This window comes from Actinophytocola sp. KF-1, assembly GCF_054661535.1.
In genome coordinates, this window is record NZ_BAAFVK010000001.1 from 78,151 (window position 1) to 99,931 (window position 21,781).

Consider the following 21,781-nt stretch of genomic DNA (forward strand, 5'->3'; position numbering starts at 1 on the left):
ACCACGCCTCAGGTCGTGAGCCGGTCGCGGATCGACGAGCCGAGGTCGCCCCAGCACTCGACGATCTTCCCGTCCTCGATCCGGTACATCGCGAGTTCCCGCACGGTGACCGCGCGGCCGGTCGCGGGCACGTCCAGGAAGGTGCCGGTGTGCGTGCCGGTGCCGGTGAGGCGGGCGGCCAGGCAGTCGCCGTCGACGACGAGTTGCCGCAGGTCCCAGTGGTAGTCGGGGAACGCGGCGACCAGGTCCCGCAGCCCGGCGGCGTACCCGTCGAGCCCGGTCGGTGCGTCGTTGACCCGCACGTCGCCCGCCACGAACTCGCCGATGTCGCCGAACCGGTGCGCGTCGCACACCGCGAGGTAGCGCCGGTAGAAGGCCGCCAGGTCCATCAGTGTTCCGGGTGGTCGAGGTGGTCCAGCACGCGTTCGAAGATCTCCGCGAGCGCGACCTGGTCGCTGGGTTTCAGCAGGTCCACGAGGTGCGCGCGGACACCGGCCACATGCGTGGGCGCGGTCTCGCGCAGCCGTTCCCGCCCCGCGTCGGTGATCTCCGCGAACACGCCGCGGGCGTCGTCACCGCACTCGACGCGCTGGACCAGGCCTGCGGCCTCCATGCGGCCGATCTGGTGGGACAACCTGCTCTTCGACGACGCCACCTCACCGGCGAGGTGCGCCATCCGCATCCGGCCACCGTCTTGTTCGGACAGTCGCACCAGTACCTCGTAGTCCGCGAGCGCCAGTCCGTGCCGCTCCTGGAGCTCACGGTTGAGTTGCTTCCGCAACAATTCGCTGCCGATCACGTACGCGCGCCAAGCCCGCATCTCGCTGTCGTCCAGCCAGCGCGGCTCTCCTGCTGTCGCGGTCACATCCACCAGGTTAGATCCTCCACCCTTCGGGGCTGGCAAACGCGTCGTCACTTGTGCAGACTGCCCAGCGCATGCGCCTGGCGGGGATACCGGGCGCCTGGACGGAGGATCATGAGGGCACTCACCAAGCTGACCGCCGTGGCGGCGGCCGCGCTCACCTGCGCGGGGCTGGCCGCGGGACCGGCGGCCGCCGCGCCCGGCACCACCACGGACGTTCGGCTCATCACGTTCAACGACTTCCACGGCAACCTGCAGCCACCGTCCGGTTCGTCCGGCCGCGTCACGCTGCCCGACGGCACCACCGTGAACGCGGGCGGCGCCGCCTACCTAGCCACGCACATCAAGCGGTTGCGCGGCCAGGTGGCGAACTCGGTCGTGCTGTCCGCCGGCGACAACGTCGGTGCGTCACCGCTCGACTCCGCTCTGTTCCACGACGAGCCGACCATGGCGCTGCTCAACGAGATCGGCCTGACGGCGTCCGTCATCGGCAACCACGAACTGGACGAGGGCTACAAGGAACTGCTGCGCATGCAGTTCGGCGGGTGCCACCCCGACGACGGCTGCCGGTTCCGGGACAGCTACCCGGGCGCGGACTTCCCGATCCTCGGCGGCAACGTCTACTTCGACAACGGCGTGAACGCGGCACTGCCGTTCACCGTGACCGTCTCCGGTGGCGTGCCGATCGGCATCATCGGTGTGACGCTGAAGGACCTGCCGCTCGTCGTGACGCCGGAGGCCATCGAGGGTCTCGAGTTCGGCGACGAGGTGCGGGCCATCAACCGGTCCTCGCGACTGCTGGACATGCTGGGCATCAAGACGCAGGTCGTGCTCGTGCACCAGGGCGACAACACCGAGGGCGGCGGCCCGGACGACTGCCGCACCAAGCCCGGTCCGGCGACGGCGATCGCGAAGGCCGCGTCCGCGTCGGTCGACGTGGTGTTCACCGGCCACAGCCACCAGCAGTACAACTGCACCGTCACCGACCCGGCAGGCAAGCCGCGCACGCTCATCCAGGGCGCGTCGTTCGGCCGCCTGCTGTCCGTGGTGGACCTGAAGATCGACAAGCGGACGCGCGACGTCGTGCGCGAGTCGACCGTGGCGCACAACGAGATCGTCACCCGTGACGTCACGCCGGACCCGGTCGTGCAGGCGCTGGTCGACGAGGCGAGGACGAAGGCCGCGCCGATCGCGAACCAGCAGGTCGGCACGATCGCCGCGGACCTGGTGCGGGCCGCGCCCGAGTCCGGTGAGTCCCCGCTCGGGGACGTGATCGCCGACGCGCAGCTCGCCGCGACCACGTCGAACGACGCGCGGATCGCGATCACCAACCCGGGCGGCATCCGCACCGACCTCACCTACGCCGGGTCGGCCGCTGGTGAGGGCGACGGGGTCGTCACGTACGGCGAGGCGTTCGCGGTGCAGCCGTTCGGCAACATCATGCAGACGATGACGCTGACGGGCGCGCAGCTGAAGACCGTGCTGGAGCAGCAGTGGCAGCCGCAGCCGGACGGTTCCGTGCAGGTGCGGATCCTGCAGATCTCGTCCACACTGCACTACTCGTGGTCGCGGTCGGCGCCGATCGGGTCGAAGATCTCGAACATCACGGTCGCGGGCGAACCGGTCACCCCGGACGCCACCTACCGGGTGTCGGTGAACAACTTCCTGGCCGCGGGCGGTGACGGCTTCGCGGAGTTCGCGAACGGCACCGACATCGCGGGTGGTCCGGTCGACCTGGACGCGTTCACCGCCTACCTGACGGCGAACCCGGGCATCGCGCCCCCGGCGGCGGACCGCATCACGGTCCTGCCCTGACGGAACGCCCTGCGAACGTGGCCCGCGGTGCGCACCGCGGGCCACGTTCGTCGTTCACGGCTTGCGGTAGACGGAGATGTGCAGTTCGGACTTCGGGCCGAACGGGGTGCCTTTCCAGTCGCCCCAGCGGTTCTCGCGTTCCAGACCCGCCAGCTGGGCCATCAGGTCCATCTCGTGGTGGGTGCAGCTCCTGCCGCCCTGCGGGTAGAACTTCGTGCCGTCCGGGCTGACGACCATCCACGTGCCCGTGTAGTTGCCGGTCACCGGGTCGGTCGTGCCGCCGGCGAGGATGACCTGGTCCGCCATCACCTTCACGACCGACAGCTTCCCCTGGTCCGGCGACGGTGGCTGGACCACCACCGTCTCCAGCACGAACCGGCCGCCCGGCCGCAGGTGCCGTGCCGCGTTGCGGAACAGCGCGACCTGTTCCTCCTGCGTCTCCAGGATGAAGATCGAGTTGAACGCGATGAACGCGACCGCGAACTCGCGCTCCAGCGACACCGTCGCCATGTCGGCCTCGACCACCGTCACGGCGGACGACTTCTCCTTCAGTTTCGCCAGCATCTCCGGTGAGATGTCGACGCCGGTCACGTCGACGCCCCGCTCGGCCAGCGGAACCGCGAGCCGTCCCGTGCCGACGCCGAACTCCAGCGCGGGCCCGTCCGCCGCGAACCCCGCCAGCGCCGCGACCGCGCCCTCGTCGTCCATCAGGCCCTTGTGCCACTCGTCGTAGTTGTCCGCCCAGCGCGCCCCGTACAGGCGCGGATCGAAAGTAGCCATGCCGACCAAGGTGGCACCGCCCCACGGCGGTGCCAACGCTTTCGGTCCACGACGAAACCGTTACACCGGTCTCGGTAACGGTTTGAACGTCGATTCGCGCCGTCGCGATTGTTAGGCTTGCTCACCTTCATGCGACTGGGGAATCGGGGTGTGAGATTTCGTGAGCTCACGCGTTCTCCCTGAAGACGCGGCCGAGTCCAGGACGAGGCCGTTCGAGCAGGTGTACCGCGACCACGCAGCCCGCGTGTACCGGTACTGCCTCTCGCAGGTGAGTGACCGGGGTGACGCGGAGGACCTGGCAGCGGACGTGTTCGCGGCCGCGTTCCACGCCTACGCCGGTGCGGACGTGCCACCGGAGGCGGAGCCGTCGTGGCTGTTGCGGATCGCCCGCAACGCCGTGATCGACTACCGGCGCAAGCACTCCCGGCGGTCCGCGCTGGTGGCGCGTTTCCTCGGCGGGCAGACGGAGGCCGACCCGAGGGTCGACGTGGAAGGGGAGGTCGTGGTGCGGGACGAGGTGCGTCAGGTGCTCGCCGCCATGGCCCACCTGTCCGACAAGGACCGGACCGTGCTCGGTCTGCGCATCGCGGCAGGCCTGTCGTACGCCGAGGTCGGCGGCGTCATGGGGCTGTCCGACCACGCGGCGACGATGGCGTGCAAACGGGCCCTGGCCCGCCTGCAGCGGCACATGGGGGTGACCGCGTGAGCGACGAGCAGCGCCTCCGCGACCTCTTCGGCGAGATCGACGCGCCACCCGGGCTGGACCGGTGGCGGGAACGCATCGCCGAGGTGCACGTCGAGCACGAGCACACCGAACACGACGGCGGGACGGTCACCGAGCTGCGCCCGCGCAAGCACAAGACCCGTTCGCTCGCGGTCGCCGCCGCGGTGGTGGGGATCGTCGGTCTCGGCGGGGTCGTCGTGATGGGCAGGTTGCTCGAGGACGCGCCGCCCACCGACCCCACGATGATCATCGACGGGCCGGACCGGACGACCAGCCCGGCTCCGTCGACGACCACCCCCAGTCCCCCCAGCACCCCCACCTCCCCGGGACGCTGACCGTCAGACGGCGACCGCTTCCGCCGGTTCGTCCACGCCCAAAGCCGCCAGCAGCCGGTCGAGCACCTCTTCCGGCGGCGCGCTGTGCGACAGTCCACGCAGGTCGACGGGCTGCCTGCCGGTCTGCGAGACGAGCTTGCGCAGGCCGGTGACGTGCCCGCGCCACGGGGTGGGGTGGGCGGCCGCGCCCAGCCGTGCCGCGTGCTCGAACGCGGCGCGGTCGGCGCCGGTCAGCCCCAGCGCGTCGGCCAGCAGCCGCACCGAGTCGCGCCGCGGCCTGCTGACCCGGCCGTGCTCCAGGTTCTGGATGCTGCGCGGGCTGAGCCCGGACCGTTCGGCGAGCTCCTCCTGCGTGAGGTTGGCGATGTGCCGCCAGCGCCGCACCATGACCGCGAAGGTCTCGTACCCACCCATAGCGCCCTCCGATCTCCTTCTTGCCCGGGAAGACGCGCGGGGCGGCGAAACCTCACACATTGGTTCGACCAGCCGGTGTCCATCCGGCGAACGGGTGAACTTTCATGGTCACTTCTGGGTTAGGGTGCGCCGCGTGCGCAAGTTGCAGATCAGCCGCCGGGCCGTGCTGGCCGGCGCCACCGCCACGGCCGCCGCCTCCGTCGTCGCGTTCGACCCCGTCAACCTCGGCTGGCTGACCGAAGCCGCCGCCGAGACCGAGCCGGCCGCCGTCCGCGTGCCGGGCCTGGACGGCGAGCTCGTCGTCGACGAGGAGTCCCGCACCGAGGCCGCCGACGACTACGGCCACATCGTGCACCGCATGCCGGTCGCCGTCCTGCGACCGGGTTCCGTCAGAGACATCGCGACGGTCATCCGTTTCGCGAACCGGCACGGGCTCAAGGTCGCCACCCGCGGCCAGGGCCACTCGACGTTCGGCCAGGCGCAGGCGGGCGGCGGCATCGTCATCGACTCGCGCACGCTCGCCACCATCCACCGCATCGGCACCGGCCACGCCGTCGTCGACGCGGGTGTGCAGTGGCTGGACCTGATCAAGGCCACGCTCGCGCAGGGCCAGACCCCGCCCGTCGCCACCGACTACCTGGGCCTGTCCGTCGGCGGCACCCTGTCCCTCGGCGGCATCGGCGGCGCCACCTCCCACCACGGCCTGCTGGTCGACAACGTCCTGGCGCTGGAGGTCGTGACCGGCACCGGCGAGATCGTGCGGTGCACCCCGTCCATCCGCCCGGCCCTGTTCCACGCGGTGCTCGGCGGACTCGGCCAGTTCGCGGTGATCGCGAGGGCCACGGTCCGCCTGATCCCGGCCGAGACGACGGCGCGGGTGTACCACCTGACCTACCCCGACCTGCCGTCCATGACCGCCGCGCAGCGCAAGGCACTCGCCGATCGCCGCTTCAGCTACCTGGAGGGCCAGCTCATCCCGGCCGACGGCGGCTGGACGTACCTGCTCGAGGGCGTGCAGTACTACACCCCACCGTCCGAACCGGACAACGAGGCACTCACCGCCGACCTCGCCCCGGCCGCGGTCGAGATCACGGACATGCCGTACTTCGCGTGGCTCAACCGGATCTACGACCTCGTCCAGCAGCTCCTGCCCCTGCGCATGCCCGGCCCGTGGATCAACGTCTTCATCCCCGACGAGGCCACCGACGCCTACGTGGCGGACGTCCTGGCCGAGACCACACCGGCCGACGCGGGTGGTGTCGTCCTGCTGTACCCGGTCGCCAACGACGTCATCCGCCAGCCCTTCGTCCGGCTCCCGGACAGCCCGGTCGTGTTCCTCCTGGCCCTGCTCAGGGCGGTCAGCCCTCCCGACGACGCGGAGACCCGAAGGCTGCTCGCCGTCAACCGCGCGCAGTACGACCGCGTGGTCGCCGTCGGCGGGACCCACTACCCGGTGGGCGCCATCGAACTGACGGAGGAGGACTGGAAGCGGCACTACGGCCCGGTGTGGCCCGCGTTCCGCGCGGCCAAGCACACCTACGACCCGAAGAACGTCCTCACCCCAGGCCAGGCGATCTTCCGATAGCCCCCACCGCGGCTCGCCAGGCCCTGGGTAGCATGACCCCCACGGGCCGTTAGCTCAATTGGTAGAGCTGCGGACTTTTAATCCGTAGGTTCTGGGTTCGAGCCCCAGGCGGCCCACCAAACGGCCTGGTCACGAAGGCCCTGCGCCCACGGTCCATGATCGCGCCCCCAGAAAACCCCCGGTTTACTCACGGCCGAGGGCGGCGTGCAGGGCGTCCGCGCCCTCTCGGCTGACCGCGCCGCGGCCCATGTAGACGTCCTGCGTCATCGACGGGTGCGCGTGGCCGAGGATGTCGGCGATCTGGCGCGCGGTCAGTCCGGCCGCGTCGAGCAGCGTCGCCACGGTCTTCCGGAACGTGCGGAAGGTGACCCACTCGTACCCGGCGCGTTGCTTGAACGGGTTCCACGCCCGGTTGCGGACGTTGCTGGCCTCCCGGATGGTGCCGGTCGAGCTGGGGAAGATCGGCCCTGCCGTCGGGCAGCCGAGGGCATCGTGCCGGTCGACGAGCATCCGCACGCACCAGTCGGCGAGCGGGATCGGCCGCACCGCGTTGTCGGTCTTGCCGCGGTTGAGGATCTTCCCCTTCCCGGTGGCCCGGATGACGTTGCCCGACATGGTGAGCTGCTTGGCGTCGGGGTCGAAGTCCGCCCAGTCGGCCGCGAGCGCCTCGCCGGTCCGCTCTCCGGTGGCGAGGAACAGCCGCACGAGGTCGGGCAGGTCGGCGGCCACCGCGGCCTCGTCGGCGTCGAGCTTGCCGAGCAGGTCGAACACCTCGTCGGCGGTCATAGCCCGCGGCTTGGCCGGTCGGTTCCTGGCCTTCTTCGACTCGATCCGCCCGATGTCGCGCGCCGGGTTGGTCTCGAACGCGCCGACCCGGACGCCGAACATGCAGACGTTCCGGATCACCGACTTCACGATCTTGGCGGAACTGGCGCTCTTCTCATCTCGCGTGGTCTGGCACACCCGGTCGAGGACCACCGGTGACGCCTCGATCTCGTGCGCCCGCAGTTCCCCGATCTTCGGCAGCACGATCACCGTCAGCCGGTTCTTGTACGTGTCAACCGAGCCCCACGAGTTGAACCCGCGGTCGGCGTCCCGCTCGTACTCGGCAAGCCACCCCATCGCGATCTCGCGGAACCGGCTGTTCGGCCCGAACTCGCCAGCCGCGGCCGGAGCCTTCCAGTCCCGGATAGCTTCCTTCAACCGGCGCTCGGCTTGCGCCCGCGACGTGCCGTAGCGCTCGACGGGGTACACCTTGCCGTCGTAGTGCCGATAGCCGCAGCGAGCGCGGAACTTGTCCGGTGCGACCTCGTACGTGGTGATCTTGCCGTGCGTGCCCACCGGAAGCGGCGGACGAGGCATCAGGCCACCTCCGCGGGAAGCTTCTCGAACCACTCGATCACGTCCGCGGGGAAGTACTTGACGTACTTGCCGACGCGGCGTCCGGGCGGGCCGTAGCCTTTGGTTCGCCACTGGTAGAGGGTCTGTTCGGGGATGCCGAGGTATTCGGCGACGTCTTTGATGCCCCACAGTTTGTTGGTGTTCATGCTGCTTGTTCCTGTTCTGTTCGGTGCCGGTTGAGGCGTGCTTGTCGTGTGCGGTCGGCGATGGCCGCGGCGAGTTCGCGTTCTGCGTCGTCGGTGTAGCCGGTGCCGGTGAATTCCCAGTCGTTGATCACGGTGATGTCGTCGAAGTCCTCAGGCGGGATGCCCAGGGCGGTCAGGCGTTCGGCGAGTCGGTGGGCTTGGCGGTCCCCGCGGAGGGTCTTGAACGTGGTGGAGTAGGCGCGGGATTTGGTGAGGAAGTGGCCGCGGAACCCGAGCATGTGCGCCCAGCGCCGCAGGTTGAGGTCCTGGTAGGACTCCAGTCCGCCGAGGTCCCAGGCAGTTTGGATCATGCGCCTGTGGTGGTCGGAGACCCGTAGGTGGTCGATGTCCAGTTGGGACCGGATCGGTCGGTCGGCGGCTTCGGTCTTGCCGGTGCCCTTGGTGGCGTACTTAGCGATGTAGCCCGAGAGTCGCTGTTCACTGATCTGGCCATCGTCGTCCTCCACTTCGGACGTGCGGACGATCGGCCGGATGTCGACTTGTCCACCCCATGCCAGCGTGAGAGCGGACCCGTCCGGCCGGGAGGTCTTCACCACCACGGCACCAGTAGCGGCCCGCACGGACTCGTCGAGCAGTTCGGCCGTGGCCCACGCCGGAGGTGGAGTGGTCGCGCCCTCGGGGCCGTCGAGGCGCACGACGGCGTGGAAGTGGACGAGCCCGCGCCGCTGGTACTCCGCGACCTTGCCGTACGAGACGCGGGCGACCTGTGCGAAGTCGCGGACGCGGATGCCAGCGCGTTTGGCGATCTCGCGGCGTAGGCGGGTGACGAACCGGTGCCACAGGACGCCGGTGTGTGCCTGCCAGAGCACCGCGCCGATGTAGTCGTACCGGTCGGCGTCGAGCGGTGCGCCGATGCGCGGATCGTGCTCGTGGTGCCGTTCCCCGCACGGGCACCGCAACGGCCGCCCACCGCTGGAGAACGCCCGGTTGTGCACCTGCCCGAACGAGGGTGGGGTGAGGGTGACGAACGCGCGGGGCCGGTCGGTGACCGACTCCGGCACACCCTTGGACCCACCGGACAGCCCGGCGCGGATGAGATGGAACGCGTCAGCGGCGTACCGGTCCGAGCAGGTCGGGCAGACCGCGGCGCGCCGGTTGCCGCAGGGCGCCCACGCGGTGCCGCTGTGTTCGTCGATCACCTGCCCGCTGGGTGTGTGCATGAGGGTGGAGCCCCCGGTGAGCAGGATCGGTTTGGCACAGCCGCCGATGGCTTCCACGCGGGCGCGCCAGTCGCCGTAGTCGGCTGATTGGAGCCGGGCGCGGATGCGGTCCTCGACCGTCCACATGCGGAATCACCTCCAAGTTGGGCACGACGACGAGGGCGGGACACAGCCGGTGACCGTGTCCCGCCCTGACGTTGTGCGGGTCAGTCGATCGCGGGAATCGGGTGCCCGTTGGTCGGTGGGCGGTCGGCGAGCACGCGCCGCGCCAGGTCGGCAGGCACGCGGGCAACGCGCTGGATGTCCTCGATCGAGGGTTCGCGGCCCTCTTCCCGTGCCGCGGTGATGGCGGCGTCGATGCGGGCGGTGATGTCGGCGGGCAGTCGCACTCGAGGAACGGCCGCCGTCTCCGGTGCCGGGCGCGGTGCGGGTGCTTCCTCTGGCGGTTCAGCCCGCTGCGTCGTCTCCACGGGTGCGGGTGGTGTGGACGGTGCGCGCCGCATGAGAAGCTTGACGACCGCGAGGAAGCCCAACGCGGGCATCGCGGCGACCAGCCACCCAGCCGGGGACGGTTCAGCCTCGGCGACCTGGGCGGTCATCTGGACCAGCACCCCGAACACCAGCACGGTCGCCGGGAGCGCGTACGGGCGGCCCGCGGCCCGGTCGTGGTGGATCTCGAACCCGGCGACCACGGCCATGCCCTCGATGACCACCGCCGTTGCCCAGGCCAGCCACCCGGTTTGGCCGTGAGAGACAGCCCAGTCGTGGGTGTGGGTGAACCCGGCCGCCGCGCCGATCCCGCCGAGGATGACCGCGACACCGATCCGGATCACGTCGGCGAGCTTGCCGCGCATGGCCCGTTCTCCTCTCTGTGGTGTCAGCCGGAACCCGTGAGCGCGTCGCGGGCGGCGGACAGCCCGCGCCACAGGTCGTAGGCGTCTCGCAGGAGCCGGACCGAGGTGCGGTAGTGCTCGTGCGGGAGGCTGTTGGCGGGGACGTCCTCGATGGTCTTGATGACCTCGTCGAGGCGGCGGATCGCGTCGTCGTAGCGGGACGCGGCCGTGTCGGTAGCGGACATGGGTGTTAGTCCTTTCCGGAGGTTGCCGTGCGGTAGGAAGCGAGCGCGCCCCACCGGTGCATCAGGTCGTGTCCCCGTTTGGTCAGCCGCAGCGGCGTCACGGGTCGGCGGATCGCGCCGTGCCGGCAGGACACGGTGTCCCGGATCGGGCGGCGTTCGACGTAGCCGTTCGCGGCGAGGGAGGCCAGCACGTTCTCGTCGGTGGCGAGCCGGACGCGGGTGTCGTCCTCGAACACCACGTACCGGTCGCCGTCGTCGAGCAGCCCGTACCGGCCGTGGTGCACCTCGGCGAGCACCTCCGCGGCGACCTCCGGGCGGCCCGTCGACCGGGAACGCCGCCGACGGCCGCGTGGACTGTCTGCCGGGGCCGCAGCCGGGTCGGTGCGGGTGGCGAACAGGTCGAGCTGATCGGCCATCACAACCACCACCAGCGGCCCCGTGCCTCGAACACCCACTCACGCGCCAGCCCACGGAGTGCCAGCAGCTCGACGACGACCGCGGCGATGACGGCCAGCACGAACCAACCGGAGCCGAAGCCCCAGATCCAGCCGACGATCAGCACCGCGAGCCCGAGGAAGAACGTGACCCGCAGCCAGGTCCCGATCAGTTGTCCTGTCGTGCGCAGCATGATCACGCCACCTCCCGCTCACTAGACGCCGTCACCGATGCGGCCGGGCGGGCCGGGCGGTGCCGGTCGTCGAGGGGCTGCCAGCGGGTCTGCCACCACATCGCCACGAACCCGCCGACCAGGGCGAGACCCGCCAGGATGACCAGGGCGAGCAGGATGTATCCGACGACCGGCACCGCCATCGTGAAGACCGCGAGTACGAACAGGACAACGAAGCCCAGCATGACCGCCGAGCGCTCACTGTTGTAAGGCATGGTTATGCCACCACTTCCAGGCTGACGCGTCCGCCCGAGCTGCCGGTGCGGACGAAGTTGACAAGTTGATCGATCTCGCGGTCGTCGACATAGGCCGCGCGGACCCGCATCGGGACCCGCGTGCGCGGACGGACGACGTAGCCGATGCCCGCGGTTTCCGGGATGTTGGGGATCTCGTCGGCGAGCGCACCGCGCAGCCGCGCGTCTTCCCCGAGCACGCCGTCAACCTGACCGGCCGAGGTCAGCCGCAGGCACACCCGCACGGTGAACAGGTCCCGCACCGGCACCGTGTCCTTGGTGGGTTCCTGGACGAACCCGACCATGTGGTGCCCCGACGAGCGGCCCTGCGACCCCACGATGGCGAGGTTGCGCCGGTTGTCCCGGGCGTAGTCGCCGTAAGCGAGCAGCGCACCCATCTCGTCGGCGATCAGCAGATTGACCGGCGTCTCGGCGGACACGGTGAGGGTGCGCTTGCCCTTGCCGCCCAGGCGGCTCTGACCCTCTTTGAGGTCCTCGACGTAGTCGGCGATCAGGTCGGCGCAGTCCTCATCGGTGGCCGCGTAGCGGTGCGCGATCGGCGCGAGCTTGGCGAACTCCATCTGCTTGGGGTCGCACACCCACAGCCGCACCAGCCCATCCCGCAACAAGGGCGCGAGGGTGCGCAGCAGCGACCAGCCGATGCTGTTCTTGCCCGCCCCGGTGGCACCGGCGACGAACCAGTGGTTGCCCTTGAGCGACTCGCGCCACTCCCCGCCGAACTCGTCGTCCCCGAGGTAGATCGAGGACAGGTCCACCGCGTCGGATTCCGCCGGCATCTCCGGCGCGTCGATGACCTCGGTGAACGGTTCGGCGTGCTGCACCACGAGCCCGATCACCCGCGGCTTGACCTTCTCGATCCCGACCCGCTCCACGTTGAGCGCCGCGCACAGCTCCTCCACCCGATCCGTGAACGACCGCACGGACTGGCCGCGGGCCAGCTCCACCCACACCGTGTCCACGGTCGGCGAGTGCGCCCGCACCTTGAGCACCCGCGGGAAATGGTCCGCGCCGGTCTTGCGGTGCGTGGTGAACAGCTCGCAGTCGGTCATGGCCTTGCGCCACCGGCCACCCGCATAGGTCCACCACCGCCGCCGCGCCGACCGCACCCGCGGCGTGACCAACCGGTCGAAGCTGTTCGGATGCCCGCGGTACCACGCGCCGACCGCCGCAGCGGCTACCCCAGCCCCGATCCCCATCGTCTGCGGCCCCAGCTCAGCGCAGCCCCAGCCGAGAGCACCCGGCACCACCAGGCTCGCCGGGTGCCGCACAGCCCATCCAGCGGCACGCCACTCCGCACCGGGCCGACGTGTCGACTCCTGCTTGCCCGCGTTCCCGCGGCTCGTCTTGCTCACGATCCGTTCACCTCCCGTCATGCAGGCATGAGAAGGCCCCGACCACCCACCGCTGGGGTTGATCGGGGCCGACTCTCTGCCTGGACTTGTTCTGCTGTCCCGTTAGCGCTTACGCCGCTTCTTGTCCGGCTCGATCGCCGGGCGCGCATCCATCAGCGCCACCGTCAACCGCGCCATCTCACGCGCCATCCGGTCATGGTTCGCCTTGAACGCCTGCCGTCGCGCCGGGACCAGGCGGATCGCCTGCCGCAGCATCGCCATCGCCTTGTCCACGTCCTCCACGGCCCGGTCCACCTGCTGCGACATCAGAGCCTCCACTCCCGCGAAACCAGCTCCGCCTCGTACTTCTTCGTCTTGGACCGCAACCGCTCCAGCTCCTCACCCACGGTCCGCTTCATCCCGGCCAGCTCCTCCCGGGTCGGCACCGTCCACCCCGAACCGCCTGAGCGCTCGCGAACCTTCGCGATCAGCGGAGTCAGGTTGTCCAGCGCCTCACGCACCATGTCCATCGCGGACACAAACGACGCGTACCGCTCCCGCGCCTTCCGATTGATCGACTCGATCTGCACCTTCGATCACCTTTCCTCGCACTGATGCTTCGCGAGCAACTGCTCGCTGATCTCGATCACGTGACGGCGGCCCGTCCATACGTGTTCGGCCAACGCGTGCACGTACCGAACCGCGTCCTTCTCGCACTCCTCACCTGCAGTCGGCATCGCGCCCAATACGTCCTTCATGTCCCACAGGTGCTCCTCAGCCAGCAGCAGGTACCCCACCGCTTTGCCGGCCGAATCCGCTACCCGTCGACTCGACTCCTGGTCGAGGCTGCCGTGCGCACCCACCTAGGCCGCCCCCCTGATGAGTGCAACGGACGCGAACTCCGCTGCCGTCGTCAGATCCACCGTTAGGAACCGCACCGCGTTGCGCACCAGATCCCGCACTTCCCGGTCCGGATTGGTCGCCGCGAACTCCCGGTACGCGTCGTTCGCCGCCTCGATAATCCGCTCGATCTCCCGCATTACTCGCCGCCTTCCCGCACGATCACCCGTGCGACCCGCAACCCCGCCACATAGCCCTGCCGCCACACCGGCGACACCAACAACTCCTCATCGGGGCACGACTCCATCCGCACCCGCTCACGCTCCAGCCGCTCCACGATCCGCTGCCGCACCACGACCGGCCGGACTCTCCGCGTCACCGCCCAACCTCCCTTCCTGCCAACAGAAAGCGCCACGAATGCCCCCGCACCAGCCACAACGACCAGCGCGGGAACAAACGAAACCCTTCCTCTCCCGACACCTCTTGCAGCGCCGGAAGAAGGCATAGATCGGCCCACTGTGGAATTCTCAAAGAACAAGCAGCCCAGAAAACGGCTTAGAAAAAACGCTCGAAATCGGTTATTCGGCGGAAGGGAGGATCAGGCGATCGGCTTGATCCCCGTCGCGCGCCACGCCAGGCCCGACATCTGTCGGCCGTTCAGCTCGTTCTCCCAATGCGACACACGCGGGTTGATCAGCTCCACCAGGTCACCCTCGGACACCTCGTCACCCGGGTCCGTCTCCAACGTGCACTTGATCTCCGCACCCTTGCCCGCGTAGCCCTCACCGTTGGGCCGCGGCTTCACGAACAGCGCCACCACGAACTGCGTCGCGCCGGTACGGCGGTCCGTAACGACCTCCGGCTGACCGTTCTCGCCCTCCCGGGTCTTCACCGTCGGAGCCTCTGTCACCAGCACCTTGTGGCCGGACAGCTCGACGGGGATGTTCTGCAGCATGTGCGCCTCCTGAGGCTCATCGTTAGAGCTATCTCTATTGAACATCGCCTCACAACACCTGTCAATAGAGCTAGTTCTATCTATCCAACTTCCTCAGGTAGACGAGTAGAGATAGAGTTATCGCGACATGTGGAGGCGGCCCGTCATCAGTGACCGCCCGGCGGTGTCTGAGCTGCGGAGATGTCATCCACAGCTATCGACGACATGTGGAGGCTGTATGGGCATCGGCTACCGCGAGCTGGCGTCGGCGTTGCGGGACGCCATCCAGGCCGGGACGTACCCGGCTGGTAGCACCCTGCCCAAGCAAGACGAGATCGCAGCCGAACATGGCGTCAACGTCAACACGGTCCGCAAAGCCGTGAGCGTGCTCGAAGCCGAAGGGCTGGTGACACCTGTCCGGCGCAAGGGGACGGTAGTCCGGGCACGTCCGCCCATGCGGAGGCTTGGTATCGAGCGCTACGCCAAGAGCAAGTGGAAGTTCGGCCTGGTGGCGTTTGCCGCAGACCGGGAGGCGTCCGGCCGGGCTTGGAAGCGCGACGACCAAACCAACGAGGTCCAGCGTGTCGACGCGGATGCCGAGGCAGCCAAAGCGCTCGGCATCGAGCCAGGCTCGCCTGTCTACGAGCGCGCCCGCCTGATCAAGGACGCAGGTGTCCCCACGCACACCCTCACGAGCTACTACCGGCCCGACCATGTCGAGGGCACGCCGCTGGTGGACTCGAAGCCAGGTACCGCTACGCCAGGCGGCGGGTTCGCAGTCCTCACCATGCAGGGCTTGGAGCCAGACCACATGACCGAGACGTTCCATGCTCGCATGCCAACGCCCGACGAGCTGGAGGAGCTGGAGCTACCGGCCGGAGAACCCGTCATGGTCCTCCATCGCACGACGTACACCGCCGACGACGTGCCTATCGAGTTTGCGCGGGGTATCCACGCCGCAAGCCGCTTCTCGTGGACGTACAGCTTCAAGCTCCCCGACTAAGGAGGAACCGTGCCCGACACCATTCCTGCCAAGGTCCACGACGACGTGGAGACCCTGTGGCGCTACCACCGTCTGGGGCACGAGTTGCGGCACACGGACGCCGGCATCGGCCTCGGGAGCCACGACATCGGTGTCGCGGTACGAACGGCCGAACTGTACAAGCGGAGCCTGTTCCCGCTGATCGTGTTCACCGGTGCCAACGCGCCGACGACCATCGATCGCTTCCCGCGCGGTGAGGCGGTGCACTACCGGGAACGCGCGCTGGAGGAAGGCGTGCCCGACCAGGCGATCCGGGTCGAGCCGAAGGCCCGGAACACCGGCGAGAACATGACCTTCACGCGCGACCTGTTGCGCGCCGAGGGCCTCACGCCGAAGTCGGTCATGCTCATTTCGCGCCCATACCAGGAGCGTCGTGCGTATGCCACGTGTCGGAAGCTGTGGCCGGAGGTCGAGGTGGTGTGCACGTCCCAACAAGTCGACCTCGACACCTACGCGGCAGGCATTGGCGACATCCCCCGAATGATCAACGTAATGGTCGGCGACACACAACGCATCCGCCTACACGCGGAACACGGCTACGCCATCCCGCAGCACATCCCCGCCGAGGTTCAGGCAGCCTACGAACGCCTAGTCGCCGCCGGGTATACGGCGCACCTCATTCCCGAAGCCGCCTGATCAGTCCACGCCGGTCGTCCACCTGCGACGGCTGGTGTGTTCAGACTTTCTCTACTTGTTCAAGGCGGGCGCCTGTCGGCGCCCGCTGGCCCGCTGTGCTCATTGCCGACGCGGCACTGCGCGCTGGGCGTGCGGCTGGCGCCGGTCCCAGCGCGCGCCGGTCGGCTGGAGGCGGGCCAGCAGCAGTAGCCGCACTGAACGAAGAAGAGATGTCCTCGCCGGACGGGCAGGCCAACAGGATGGCGGGGACCGCAGTCAGGCTGCGGTTCGTCGGGGGAACGTCCTGCCATCCCGTCGACCTCCACAAGGGCTATCGCACCGCGTCAAGGGGGCAGACCCAGCCCAAAGCGCCGGCCGCGAGGAAGTGCCCCCTTGACCCGGCACGATCGGGCTACGCCAGGTCGACGGGATGGCAGGAAGCCCCTCCTTGGAGGTTGTGTCCGAAATGTTCACCCAACCTGGTAACGGATGGTGACCACAGCTCGATGCGTTCGTGAGAGCGAGAGGAGTCGATGTGTTGCCCGAGATGGTCGTGTCGGAATTTGACTCCACGCTGCATGTGCTCCCGTTCACGATGTCACCTCATCGTGCTACTTGGGAGGACTTAGAGGCGATATTTGGCGGCACGGCTGAGCGCAAGAGCATGCTCTATGTGGCACGCGGCCGACTTGAGGCGATGATCGCTGACTCTGTTCCTGTCGCTGCGGTCTGGGTGAACGGATCTTTCGTGACCAGCAAGCAGAAGCCTTCAGATATCGATGTTGTGGTGATCATCGATGGCCCTCGGGTTGCCGAGCTGTGGCAATCAGGACTGGTGCCTTCGGAAGAGCTCATGGAGCGGATACGCCACTATGAAGAACAGCGATATGAGCCGGGCGGGACGGCTACGCAGCATCTAACAGACTTCCACTACGCTCGGTGGTATCCAGAAGGTCACGGGCTTCATGCCAGCAGCTATGGGGAACTTGAGTACTGGTCTTCTTGCTGGTCGCGTGTCAAGGTTGAGTCAGATGCGCACACTGGGGAGGTACCAGACTTCAAGCGGTACGCAGACAGCAAAGGCTTCGTAGAGGTGAGGTGGTAGCTGTGCCAGAGTCGCTGCCTCCTGTCCTCTTCACGCGAAGAAGCAGCGAGCCGGGAAGGCTGGTGGATGCTGAAGAAGATCTAGTCAAGTTTGACGAGTTCTTACTTTCAGTTCCATCCGACTACCCAGGGTTGCATGCCTTGAGGCGTCGTAGGGAAGAACTGGCAACTGCGGTCCACGGAGGCGTGCCCGAACTTGACCTGCATCTCGACGGTGAGTCTGTAAGAGGGCATGCCACCGACGCGACTCACCTGGCTAGGTTCATCGGAGCGGCGTCACGTGCTGTGCAAGAGGTAACCAAGAGCTTGGGCGGACTTCGGAGGCTTGCTCCTGGGCTCCAGGTGATACCAGGTCCGGGAAGTGTGCGCCTTACCTTCATGCCGCGGGTGAGTGTCCCACCGCCGGGTAGCTTGTCAGATCAGGCCCTTGTCACGACCGAAGTTGTCGGCCTTCGTCGACTTGTGAACCTCATGATCGTCGCGCAGACGACCGAAGACATCAGTGGTGCAGAGATGCTGGCCGCAGTCCAAGATCTTGCCCCTGCTGCACGTAGAGCACTTAGCTCGTTTGCGAGGGCTGCCATCGAAGGCGAATATGACGTCGAGGGCACGTGGGTGGATCCCGGGCGCGGAACGAGTCGGCTGCGCCTAACTCAGCGTGCGGCCCGTCGTCTAACCGATGCTGCATCGATGGCTACCGAAGAGGTCACCACGGCGTCGATGAGCGGCATCATCGACGGCTGGGAGTGGTCGTCGAGCACCATCAAGTTCCGCCCCGTAGTCGGGTCGCGTTTCCGCGCCTATGTCCCAGAACGGCTTGCGAACGAAGCTGCTCGACTAGGCGCTCAGCGAGACCTACAACTCGATGTCGTGTTCACGGTAGTTACCAAGTATGGAGCCGGGAGCGACAGACCTACCGGACGTGGTTACACCGTGGAACGCCTTACGCCTGCTCAGCCATCGGATGCGCCGTCGTTCTGATCGGGGTGACTGGGTGTAATCGATGCGGGCTTGATGTGTTGCAGGTCTGTAGCAGCCCGGCGTGTCACAGCAACGAGACCCGGATCTCGGACTAGGATCCGTCGCCGAAATCTTCGCTGAGGCAAACTGTGACGGACCTAGTCCGAGATCCGGTCTCCCTCCACGTCTCGCTGTTTCCGCAGGTCAGAACGTTTGGTGTCGCTTCTCGCTGTGGACGGATGGCCGCCTGAGGCATCAGTAGCGCTTAGTGCTGCTTGAAGTGCTGCACATAGTGATGCATAGTGGAGGCATGACTAGTCGACGGATCTCTGTGACCCTTGACGCGCCGGACCAGCAGGCGATCGAGGTCTTCGCTGACCCGTCGCGGCCTGAGCACGCGACGCTTGAAGCGTGGGCGAGTCAGCATGGACTCAGCGTTCGCGATGACTCGGATGCTGCCATTGTGCGGACGCTGGTCCGGGCCGGGGCGGAGGCTCTGCGTGAGAAGGCGCTTGAGGCGGGCTATGCCAAGCTTGCTGCTACGCGAGACGAAGACCAGCACGAACGCCGTGCTCTGCGCGACCGCGCGATCGGGAGGGCACGGGCAAGGTTTGCTGAATGAGCGTAACTCCTCTCCGTGGGCACGTCTTTCGAGTGTCCATGAGCAACATCGGTTTGAAGCCGTTCGTCGTTGTAAGCAATAACCAGCGAAACCGTGCGCTCGACTCGGTGCTCGCCGCCCGGATCACGAGCACTGACAAGTCCCATATTCCTACTGCTGTCCAGTTGACCCCAGACGATCCTTTGGTGGGATACGTCTTGGCTGATGACATCCTTGAGCTCTGGAAGGACGAGCTAGAAGAGGGAGAGTACCTGGGTGCGCTTGCTCCCAGGACTCTCCTCAGCTTGAACACGGCCTTGGCTCAGGCGCTGGGCATTCCATGAGTTCAACGTAGGTTGGGCTTTCGCTGCTGCATTGCCATCAAGACCATCCCCCGGTCTACCCCCAGAAAACGACCACAAATGATCATGTTGGACACCCTACGTTGAGCATTCGCGACCGTAAATGTCGCAGATAGTGCGGCATCTCGATAGACGACGGCAGGAGACCGACAGGCTTGATCTTGAAACCGTAGGTTCTGGGTTCGAGCCCCAGGCGGCCCACGACCTCGGGCTGACCCTGCTCAGTTGCTGCGCAACTTTCGCCGGGTCGGTCGTCATCATCTTGCGGGGGCGACCCCCGCAGACCCCACGGTGCGGGCCGTCCCGACCCGGCGTGGTTCGGGTGGGTGCTGGCCGCTGCTTGGGGCAGGTTGTGGCCGTTCATGGCTCCCGGCCCAGCGTGGTCTGGTGGGCGTGGTCTCTGCGATCCTGTGTGCCTGAGGCTGATCGTCTTCACCGGGGCCACTGCGCCGACGGCCGTCGATCGGTTTCCGCGTGGTGAGGCCGCGTACGAACGTCTTGTCGAGGCCGCACCTCATCTCTGATGTCGCGTCGCCGTGATCATCAGGACCGGGGCGAACTTCGGCAACGTCGTCAGCGGGATTCCTTTGCCGTTCACGACTGTCGCGTTGCCGAACTCCTCGCGGATGGTGGTCAGCACGTCAACGCCGGTCCACCGGGCCGCCAGCCGGTAGAGCACACCGAACAGCCAGGTGACCGGCGCGCCGACGCCGCGGGGCGCCAGGTGCATGTCCGGGGCGAACAGGCGACCACCCGGTCGCAGTGTCCGGTGGACGGACCTGACCACCGCCGGCACGTTCTGCGTCGCGCTGATGGAGAAAGATGCCAGCACCGCGTCGTAGTGGCCCATCGGCAGGGACACCGTTGTCGCGTCTTCCTGGTGCACCACCACATTGCGCCACGCCGCAGCGCGCGACCTGGCCTTCTCGACCATCTTCGGGCTGTAGTCGATCCCGGTCACCTCGCCGTCCGGGCCTACCGCCGTGCGCAGTGCTCGAAAGTTGAGGCCGGCGCCGCAACCGAGGTCCAGTACCCGATCACCCGGGCGCAGTGCGAGCGTCGCCTGGATCAGGTGTTCGTACTCGTTTCTCGAACCGAGCTTCTCCAGCATGTCGCTCGCTCGGCCGCTCACGGTGTTCCAGTACGTCACGTCGCGTGCCATGACCGCGCCCTCCTCGGTTTACAATGCAGTCGCATTGGTTACGAGGTTACAATGCGAGTGCATTGGAAAGGAAGACGTGCCCAGGAGGATCGATCACGAGGCGCGCCGCCGCCGGCTGGCCGAGGCCCTGTGGCGGATCGTGACCGCCAGCGGGCTCGAGGCCGTCAGCCTCCGCCACGTCGCCGCCGAGGCCGGCGTGTCCATGGGGATGGTCCAGCACTACTTCTCCGACAAGGAGGAGATGGTGCTGTTCGCCCTTCGCGGCATGACGGAGCGGGTCGGCAGGCGGATGGCGGTCGCGCTCGACGCGCTGCCCGACGAACCGCTGGCACGTGTCCGGGCCGTCCTCGTCGAGACCCTGCCGCTCGACGACGAGCGGCGGCTCGAAGCCCAGGTCTCCGCCACCTTCCTCACCCGGGCGCCGGTGGACCCGCGCATCGCCGAGTACCTCCGCGCCGAGTACGCCGAGGGGCACGCCTACCTGGCCGATCAGCTGCGAGCCGCGGGCGTGGCTGATCCCGAGCGGGCGGCGAGCCTGCTCGTCGCCGTCGCTGACGGGCTCACCGCGCACACCCTTGCCGGTCACCATGGACCCGGCGAAGCGCTCGCCATGCTCGACGCGCACCTCGCTCAGTTGACGCGGTGATCACCCCACCGAGGCGCGGACTGCCGCCAGCAGGGCCGCGAGCCGGGCGTCGTCGGTGCGGGCGGGTAGGTGCGCGGCGTAGTACGGCACCCGCGGCAGGTCCGTGATCGGGCGGCTGGTGAAGCCTGCCGGGGGTCGTACGCAGCCGTTCACAATGGACAGTCCGACGCCGAGGCTCACGAAGTGCAGGGTCAGTGGCCAGCCCTCCGCTTCGATGGCCAGTGTCCACTCGACCTCCGCCGACCGCAGGGCTCGTTCCACCGTCTTCCGATGTGGACGGTTGGCGGGTGGCAGCACCAGCGACAGCCCGTGCAGGTCTCCGACGGTCAGCTCCGCGTGTTCCGCCAGCGGGTGGGCCGCCGGGAGCACGAGTGTCTGCGGGTACGACGCCAGCAGCACCGCCGTGACGTCGTCCGGGATCGACTCCAGGACGCCGACGCCCAGGTCCGCACGACCCGTGCGGACCGCCGCGAGCATGCGGGTGCTGTCGCAGTTGACGAGCTTCAGCGGGCGGAACGTGCGGACGGCGTCGCCGAGGAGGTACAGGTACGCGCCCTCGCCCGCGGCCAGCGTCAGCGGGCGCACCTGCTCGGTCGCGCGGACCTCGTCGAGGAACGCCGACATGCGTTTGTCCAGGTCGCGGGCGAACCTCGCCACCGCCTCGCCCTCCGGGGTGAGGGTCAGGGTGCGGCCGGTGCGGCGGTACAGCGGGCGGCCCACCGTGGCGGCCAGCTTGGTGATCTTCACGTGCAGGGCAGGCTGGGAGATGTGCAGGTCGGCGGCCGCGCGGGTGAAGTTCATGTGGTCGGCGAAGACGGCGAAGGCCGCCAGTGCGTCGGTCGGGACCATAGTCTGAAACTATAGAAGCCGCACCTATCAATAGTTCTGTTCGAGTGCTCGGTG

The 21,781-nt window shown here is 68.0% G+C and carries 32 protein-coding genes and 1 tRNA gene; 12 read left to right on the forward strand and 21 right to left on the reverse strand.

The annotated features are described in order from the left end of the window. Window positions 1–8: 8 nt before the first annotated feature. A complete protein-coding gene (locus ACYQ77_RS00320; protein ID WP_459706223.1) occupies window positions 9–389 on the reverse strand; it encodes an ester cyclase in 381 nt (126 codons plus the stop codon). Next, the gene (locus tag ACYQ77_RS00325) at window positions 389–865 is read right to left on the reverse strand and encodes a MarR family winged helix-turn-helix transcriptional regulator (RefSeq protein WP_459706224.1); all 477 of its coding nucleotides are present in this window, start codon (window positions 863–865) and stop codon (window positions 389–391) included. The genes ACYQ77_RS00320 and ACYQ77_RS00325 overlap by 1 nt, the downstream gene beginning before the upstream one ends. 111 nt (window positions 866–976) lie before the next feature. On the opposite strand from ACYQ77_RS00325, the gene ACYQ77_RS00330 reads away from it, so the two are divergent. After that, window positions 977–2,677 carry a bifunctional metallophosphatase/5'-nucleotidase gene (locus tag ACYQ77_RS00330; RefSeq protein WP_459706226.1) on the forward strand — a complete coding sequence of 567 codons (1,701 nt, stop codon included), beginning with the start codon at window positions 977–979 and terminating at the stop codon, window positions 2,675–2,677. Window positions 2,678–2,731: 54 nt separating this feature from the next. Here ACYQ77_RS00330 and ACYQ77_RS00335 read toward each other — a convergent pair whose 3' ends face one another. Continuing rightward, a complete protein-coding gene (locus ACYQ77_RS00335; RefSeq protein ID WP_459706228.1) occupies window positions 2,732–3,457 on the reverse strand; it encodes a class I SAM-dependent DNA methyltransferase in 726 nt (241 codons plus the stop codon). Between the two features lie 160 nt (window positions 3,458–3,617). Here ACYQ77_RS00335 and ACYQ77_RS00340 point away from each other — a divergent pair, with 160 nt between their 5' ends. Both ACYQ77_RS00340 and ACYQ77_RS00345 read left to right on the forward strand, forming a co-directional pair. Further along, window positions 3,618–4,163, forward strand: a complete 546-nt coding sequence (locus tag ACYQ77_RS00340; RefSeq protein ID WP_459706230.1) for an RNA polymerase sigma factor — start codon at window positions 3,618–3,620, stop codon at window positions 4,161–4,163. Then, window positions 4,160–4,516 (forward strand): hypothetical protein, encoded by a 357-nt coding sequence (locus tag ACYQ77_RS00345; RefSeq protein WP_459706231.1) that lies wholly within the window; start codon window positions 4,160–4,162, stop codon window positions 4,514–4,516. Before ACYQ77_RS00340 ends, ACYQ77_RS00345 begins: the two co-directional genes overlap by 4 nt. A gap of 3 nt (window positions 4,517–4,519) precedes the next feature. Here the strand turns inward: ACYQ77_RS00345 and ACYQ77_RS00350 are convergent, their stop codons facing one another. Beyond that, complete coding sequence (locus ACYQ77_RS00350) at window positions 4,520–4,930, reverse strand: helix-turn-helix domain-containing protein (RefSeq protein WP_459706233.1); 411 nt, start codon at window positions 4,928–4,930, stop codon at window positions 4,520–4,522. 133 nt (window positions 4,931–5,063) lie between these two features. On the opposite strand from ACYQ77_RS00350, the gene ACYQ77_RS00355 reads away from it, so the two are divergent. Then, complete coding sequence (locus ACYQ77_RS00355; protein ID WP_459706235.1) at window positions 5,064–6,515, forward strand: FAD-binding protein; 1,452 nt, start codon at window positions 5,064–5,066, stop codon at window positions 6,513–6,515. Between the two features lie 43 nt (window positions 6,516–6,558). After that, window positions 6,559–6,634 (forward strand) — tRNA-Lys (locus ACYQ77_RS00360). A 64-nt stretch (window positions 6,635–6,698) separates the two neighbouring features. Here the strand turns inward: ACYQ77_RS00360 and ACYQ77_RS00365 are convergent. The 15 genes from ACYQ77_RS00365 to ACYQ77_RS00435 form a co-directional block, all read right to left on the reverse strand. After that, window positions 6,699–7,877 (reverse strand): tyrosine-type recombinase/integrase, encoded by a 1,179-nt coding sequence (locus ACYQ77_RS00365; RefSeq protein ID WP_459706237.1) that lies wholly within the window; start codon window positions 7,875–7,877, stop codon window positions 6,699–6,701. Further along, window positions 7,877–8,062, reverse strand: coding sequence for a helix-turn-helix transcriptional regulator (locus tag ACYQ77_RS00370; protein WP_459706239.1), 186 nt, complete (start codon window positions 8,060–8,062; stop codon window positions 7,877–7,879). Before ACYQ77_RS00370 ends, ACYQ77_RS00365 begins: the two co-directional genes overlap by 1 nt. Beyond that, the gene (locus ACYQ77_RS00375) at window positions 8,059–9,408 is read right to left on the reverse strand and encodes a replication initiator (protein WP_459706241.1); all 1,350 of its coding nucleotides are present in this window, start codon (window positions 9,406–9,408) and stop codon (window positions 8,059–8,061) included. Before ACYQ77_RS00375 ends, ACYQ77_RS00370 begins: the two co-directional genes overlap by 4 nt. Before the next feature lie 80 nt (window positions 9,409–9,488). After that, a complete protein-coding gene (locus tag ACYQ77_RS00380; RefSeq protein WP_459706242.1) occupies window positions 9,489–10,136 on the reverse strand; it encodes a DUF2637 domain-containing protein in 648 nt (215 codons plus the stop codon). A gap of 23 nt (window positions 10,137–10,159) precedes the next feature. Beyond that, window positions 10,160–10,360: a hypothetical protein gene (locus ACYQ77_RS00385; protein ID WP_459706244.1), complete on the reverse strand. Its 201-nt coding sequence runs from the start codon at window positions 10,358–10,360 to the stop codon at window positions 10,160–10,162. Between the two features lie 5 nt (window positions 10,361–10,365). Continuing rightward, the gene (locus tag ACYQ77_RS00390) at window positions 10,366–10,776 is read right to left on the reverse strand and encodes a hypothetical protein (protein WP_459706246.1); all 411 of its coding nucleotides are present in this window, start codon (window positions 10,774–10,776) and stop codon (window positions 10,366–10,368) included. Then, window positions 10,776–10,988, reverse strand: coding sequence for a hypothetical protein (locus tag ACYQ77_RS00395; protein ID WP_459706248.1), 213 nt, complete (start codon window positions 10,986–10,988; stop codon window positions 10,776–10,778). The genes ACYQ77_RS00390 and ACYQ77_RS00395 overlap by 1 nt, the downstream gene beginning before the upstream one ends. A 2-nt stretch (window positions 10,989–10,990) precedes the next feature. Then, the gene (locus ACYQ77_RS00400; RefSeq protein WP_459706250.1) at window positions 10,991–11,242 is read right to left on the reverse strand and encodes a hypothetical protein; all 252 of its coding nucleotides are present in this window, start codon (window positions 11,240–11,242) and stop codon (window positions 10,991–10,993) included. 2 nt (window positions 11,243–11,244) lie between these two features. Continuing rightward, entirely contained in the window at window positions 11,245–12,633 is a 1,389-nt protein-coding gene (locus ACYQ77_RS00405; protein ID WP_459706251.1) for an FtsK/SpoIIIE domain-containing protein, read from the reverse strand. Window positions 12,634–12,735: 102 nt separating this feature from the next. Then, on the reverse strand, window positions 12,736–12,939 hold the full coding sequence (locus tag ACYQ77_RS00410) for a hypothetical protein (RefSeq protein WP_459706253.1): 204 nt from the start codon (window positions 12,937–12,939) through the stop codon (window positions 12,736–12,738). Continuing rightward, window positions 12,939–13,202 carry a hypothetical protein gene (locus ACYQ77_RS00415; RefSeq protein ID WP_459706254.1) on the reverse strand — a complete coding sequence of 88 codons (264 nt, stop codon included), beginning with the start codon at window positions 13,200–13,202 and terminating at the stop codon, window positions 12,939–12,941. The genes ACYQ77_RS00410 and ACYQ77_RS00415 overlap by 1 nt, the downstream gene beginning before the upstream one ends. Before the next feature lie 6 nt (window positions 13,203–13,208). Beyond that, window positions 13,209–13,475 carry a hypothetical protein gene (locus tag ACYQ77_RS00420; protein WP_459706256.1) on the reverse strand — a complete coding sequence of 89 codons (267 nt, stop codon included), beginning with the start codon at window positions 13,473–13,475 and terminating at the stop codon, window positions 13,209–13,211. Continuing rightward, window positions 13,476–13,652, reverse strand: a complete 177-nt coding sequence (locus ACYQ77_RS00425; protein ID WP_459706258.1) for a hypothetical protein — start codon at window positions 13,650–13,652, stop codon at window positions 13,476–13,478. It abuts the gene before it with no gap. Continuing rightward, a complete protein-coding gene (locus tag ACYQ77_RS00430; protein ID WP_459706260.1) occupies window positions 13,652–13,831 on the reverse strand; it encodes a hypothetical protein in 180 nt (59 codons plus the stop codon). The genes ACYQ77_RS00425 and ACYQ77_RS00430 overlap by 1 nt, the downstream gene beginning before the upstream one ends. Before the next feature lie 219 nt (window positions 13,832–14,050). Next, window positions 14,051–14,407 carry a hypothetical protein gene (locus ACYQ77_RS00435; RefSeq protein ID WP_459706262.1) on the reverse strand — a complete coding sequence of 119 codons (357 nt, stop codon included), beginning with the start codon at window positions 14,405–14,407 and terminating at the stop codon, window positions 14,051–14,053. 217 nt (window positions 14,408–14,624) lie between these two features. Between ACYQ77_RS00435 and ACYQ77_RS00440 the strand changes: the two genes are divergently transcribed. From ACYQ77_RS00440 to ACYQ77_RS00465, 6 genes are all read left to right on the forward strand, one after another. After that, window positions 14,625–15,389 carry a GntR family transcriptional regulator gene (locus ACYQ77_RS00440; protein ID WP_459706263.1) on the forward strand — a complete coding sequence of 255 codons (765 nt, stop codon included), beginning with the start codon at window positions 14,625–14,627 and terminating at the stop codon, window positions 15,387–15,389. 9 nt (window positions 15,390–15,398) lie between these two features. Then, complete coding sequence (locus ACYQ77_RS00445; RefSeq protein ID WP_459706264.1) at window positions 15,399–16,064, forward strand: YdcF family protein; 666 nt, start codon at window positions 15,399–15,401, stop codon at window positions 16,062–16,064. Window positions 16,065–16,578: 514 nt separating this feature from the next. Continuing rightward, the gene (locus tag ACYQ77_RS00450; RefSeq protein WP_459706266.1) at window positions 16,579–17,148 is read left to right on the forward strand and encodes a DUF6932 family protein; all 570 of its coding nucleotides are present in this window, start codon (window positions 16,579–16,581) and stop codon (window positions 17,146–17,148) included. Between the two features lie 461 nt (window positions 17,149–17,609). Then, on the forward strand, window positions 17,610–18,128 hold the full coding sequence (locus tag ACYQ77_RS00455) for a hypothetical protein (RefSeq protein ID WP_459706268.1): 519 nt from the start codon (window positions 17,610–17,612) through the stop codon (window positions 18,126–18,128). A gap of 289 nt (window positions 18,129–18,417) precedes the next feature. Further along, window positions 18,418–18,729, forward strand: a complete 312-nt coding sequence (locus tag ACYQ77_RS00460) for a hypothetical protein (RefSeq protein WP_459706270.1) — start codon at window positions 18,418–18,420, stop codon at window positions 18,727–18,729. A 38-nt stretch (window positions 18,730–18,767) separates the two neighbouring features. Further along, window positions 18,768–19,052 (forward strand): type II toxin-antitoxin system PemK/MazF family toxin, encoded by a 285-nt coding sequence (locus ACYQ77_RS00465; protein WP_459706272.1) that lies wholly within the window; start codon window positions 18,768–18,770, stop codon window positions 19,050–19,052. A 532-nt stretch (window positions 19,053–19,584) separates the two neighbouring features. On the opposite strand, the gene ACYQ77_RS00470 is transcribed toward ACYQ77_RS00465, so the two are convergent. Next, the gene (locus ACYQ77_RS00470) at window positions 19,585–20,232 is read right to left on the reverse strand and encodes a class I SAM-dependent methyltransferase (protein ID WP_459706273.1); all 648 of its coding nucleotides are present in this window, start codon (window positions 20,230–20,232) and stop codon (window positions 19,585–19,587) included. A 76-nt stretch (window positions 20,233–20,308) separates the two neighbouring features. On the opposite strand from ACYQ77_RS00470, the gene ACYQ77_RS00475 reads away from it, so the two are divergent. Next, entirely contained in the window at window positions 20,309–20,878 is a 570-nt protein-coding gene (locus tag ACYQ77_RS00475; RefSeq protein ID WP_459706275.1) for a TetR/AcrR family transcriptional regulator, read from the forward strand. On the opposite strand, the gene ACYQ77_RS00480 is transcribed toward ACYQ77_RS00475, so the two are convergent. Then, the gene (locus ACYQ77_RS00480) at window positions 20,879–21,727 is read right to left on the reverse strand and encodes a LysR family transcriptional regulator (protein WP_459706277.1); all 849 of its coding nucleotides are present in this window, start codon (window positions 21,725–21,727) and stop codon (window positions 20,879–20,881) included. Window positions 21,728–21,781: the final 54 nt, after the last annotated feature.